3 protein-coding genes are annotated in these 3093 nt (G+C 76.1%); 2 read left to right on the forward strand and 1 reads right to left on the reverse strand.

Annotated features, from left to right (window positions below; translation table 11 throughout):
* The coding region (locus ACOJTC_RS29850) for a class I tRNA ligase family protein (protein WP_420119376.1) at nucleotides 1-259 on the reverse strand (259 nt) is incomplete at its 3' end.
* Between the two features lie 252 nt (nucleotides 260-511).
* Here ACOJTC_RS29850 and ACOJTC_RS29855 point away from each other — a divergent pair.
* Together ACOJTC_RS29855 and ACOJTC_RS29860 are read left to right on the forward strand one after the other, a co-directional pair.
* On the forward strand, nucleotides 512-1180 hold the full coding sequence (locus ACOJTC_RS29855; RefSeq protein ID WP_420119378.1) for an IclR family transcriptional regulator: 669 nt from the start codon (nucleotides 512-514) through the stop codon (nucleotides 1178-1180).
* Between the two features lie 363 nt (nucleotides 1181-1543).
* Nucleotides 1544-2923 (forward strand): endonuclease domain-containing protein, encoded by a 1380-nt coding sequence (locus ACOJTC_RS29860; protein WP_420119377.1) that lies wholly within the window; start codon nucleotides 1544-1546, stop codon nucleotides 2921-2923.
* The last annotated feature ends 170 nt before the right edge of the window (nucleotides 2924-3093 follow it).

The following is a 3093-nucleotide window of genomic DNA, read 5'->3' on the forward strand; positions in this document are numbered from 1 at the left end:
AGAACGGGCGGCCCTGCTCCTGCGCCTTGACGAGGATCTTGTCGTCGATGTCGGTCACGTTGCGGATGAAGGTGACCTCGAAGCCGGCGGCCGACAGCCAACGCCGCAACACGTCGTAGTTGACGCCCGAGCGAAGATGGCCGATGTGCGGCGGTGCCTGGAGGGTGAGACCACACAGGTAGACCCCCACCTTGCCGGCTTGCCGCGGAACGAAGTCCCGCACCGATCGGGCGGCGGTGTCATACAGGCGTAGCGTCACCGTACCAGGGTAGCTGTCCGTGCTCCCCCGGGTCGGCCCGAGCCGGGTCGTACGCTGCCTGCTGTGGAGACGACGGCGGCCCCCGACGAGCCGGGCAACCAGGTGCCGGCAGGTGACGACCCCGGCCGCCGCATGCCTGCCGGCGGCGAGCCCGGCCCGCGCGTGCCTGCGGGGGGCGGGCCGGACCACCGATCACCTGCCTTCGGCGACGCCGGCCAACGCCCGGCTGCCGGCGGCGAGCCCGGCCCGCGCGTGCCTGCGGGTGGCGGGCCGGGGCTTCAGGTTCCTGCCGGGGGCGAGACGGCGCAGACCCTGGACCGGGGCCTGCGCCTACTGCACCTGGTGGCCGACGCGTCGGCCGGGCTGACCGTCACCGAGGCCGCCCACCGGCTCGGCATCGGCCGGGCCGCCGTGTACCGGCTGGTCGGCGCGCTGACCGGACACGGGATGCTGCGCCGGGGCGGCGACGGCCGGCTGCGCCTCGGCGTCGGCGTACTGCACCTGGCCCGACGGGCCCAGCCGCTGCTGGCCGAGGGGGCCCTGCCGGCGCTGCGGCGGCTCGCCGAACAGACCGGGGCGACCGCCCACCTGACCGTGGTGGAGGGTGGCGAGGGGGTCGCCCTGGCCGTGGTCGAGCCGAGCTGGACGTCGTTCCACGTGGCGTACCGGCCGGGGGCCCGGCACCCGCTGGAACGCGGGGCCGCCGGGCGAGCCGTCCTCGCCGGGCGGGCCGGTCACGCGGGCCCGGTGAGCACCGCCGGGGAACTCCAGGCCGGGGCGTACGGGGTGGCCGCGCCGGTGCTCGGGGTGCCCGGCCTGGAGGCGAGCGTCGGGGTGATCTCGTTGGCCCCGCTGCCGGTCGACACGGTCGGCCCGCAGGTCACCACCGCCGCCCGGACGATCGCCACCGCCCTTTCCTGACCGTCCCCCGGCCCGGCCTGGCCTGGCCGATGATCGACTCATCTGGGCCGAAACAGCGGTATCCGCCGGCCTACACCCCACAACTTCGACCCACATGAGTCGATCACGCACTCTCCCCCTCGACTGCCCTCGCGGGTGAGGGCGTGGAGACCGGGGGGCGGAAGCAGGCGGGAGAGGGTCGGGGCGCATCGACGGTGCGGGGACGTGCATTACCACGCTGTGTCGTGCGGTGGGGGTTTGTCCACAGGGGGTGGTTCCACGGGCGGGGGCGGTTGTCCACAGGGGTTTCGGCGAGCGGCCGGGAGGTCCGACGCTGGGGTCATGCCACCTCGACCTCATCGCCCGGCGGCCCTCGTCGGGCAGGTGTTCCGGGGCTCTGACGCGATCCGCCAGGGCCTGCTCACCCGCCACCAGCTGCGCGGGGCATCCTGGCTCCGGCTCGGCCACGACGTGTACGCCGATGCCCGACTCGCCCGCGACCACGCCCTGACCTGCCGCGCCGCCCTCCTCCGGATGCCCGCCGGCACGCTCGTCGCCGGTCCGTCGGCGGCGTATCTGCACGGGATCGAGCACGCCGCCGACTTCGGTGACGAGGTGCACGTGCTCGTTCCCCGGGCGACCCGGGTCGGCTCCCAGGGGGCGGCCACGTCCGCCTCCCGCCGGTCCGCCCGTCGCACCGTCCCCAGCGGCATCCGGCTCGACGCGGGCGGGGCTCGACGCGACGCGGCTGGCGGATGGCCCGACGCGGCTGGCGGGTGGTCGGGTGCGGCTGGCGGGTGGTCGGGTGCGGGCGATGGGTGGTCCGGTGCCCCGGGCGGAATCCGGGTGCACAGCGTCGCCACCCCCGGCGGGTCGGCCGCTCATCCCCAACCGTCTGCGTCCGGCCAACTCCCCGAGGAGGCCACACCGGCGACCGGCGAGCAGCGCGAAGCCCACGCCTGTGGTCAGCGCCTCGTCGGTCGAACACACCGCGCCACATCGACCGGCATCACCACGCCAGCCCGGCTCCTGCCCGGCATACCCGCCCCACCGGCCCTGCACCCCGAGCCGCCTCCGCCCACCGCACCGGCGGTGCCTGCGGGCGGGGCCACCGGCAGGGATAGGCCGGCGACCCGGAACGGGCCGGGCCTCGGGGCGGCCGGAACCGTCCCGCTCACCACGGCGACGCTGACGGACGTTCACCCCCGGACGACCGGCCCGTACCCGGCACCGCCCGTCCTGCCCCGGTCGTCCCCCGCGCTCGCCGCCTGGGAGACGGCGGCCTGGCTGGACCCGGTCCGGGCGGTCGGCATCGTCGACTCGCTGCTCGGCAGGGGGCTGACCAGCCCGGCCGCCCTCGCCGAGATCGCCACGCGCTTCGCCGACCGGCGGGGTGGGGTACGGGCCCGCCGGGTCTTCGAGCTGGCCGATCCGGCCGCGCAGTCACCGCCCGAGTCGCACCTGCGGGTACGACTCGTGCTGGCCGGCCTGCCCCGGCCGGTCGCGCAGCATCCCGTACGGCTGCCGTCGGGGCTGGTGCTGCACCCCGATCTCGCCTGGCCGGAGTTCCGGGTCGCGGTGGAGTACGACGGGCGCTGGCACAGCGATCCCGAGCAACTGCACCGGGACCGTCGCCGGCTCAACCACCTGGTCGCCGCCGGCTGGACCGTTCTGCACGTGACCAGTCGCCGGCTGAGGGACGACTTCCCCGCCGTGGCCGGCGAGGTACGCATGGTCCTCACCCAACGCGGCTGGCGCCGATGATCCGCCCCCTTGGGCCGGCGTTGCGCTGTCCCCTCACCCCGACACCGCAACATCGGCCCCGTCGCGCAGAGTCGGCCCCGTCGCCGCAGAATCGGCCCCGTCGCGCAGAAGCAGAAGGGTCCGGACACGGAGAGGCGGGGGGGGGCGCGGGGGGGCCGGGGCCCGCCCCC

Source organism: Micromonospora sp. (assembly GCF_048594385.1).
In the GTDB taxonomy this organism is placed as follows: Bacteria; Actinomycetota; Actinomycetes; order Mycobacteriales; family Micromonosporaceae; genus Micromonospora; species Micromonospora wenchangensis.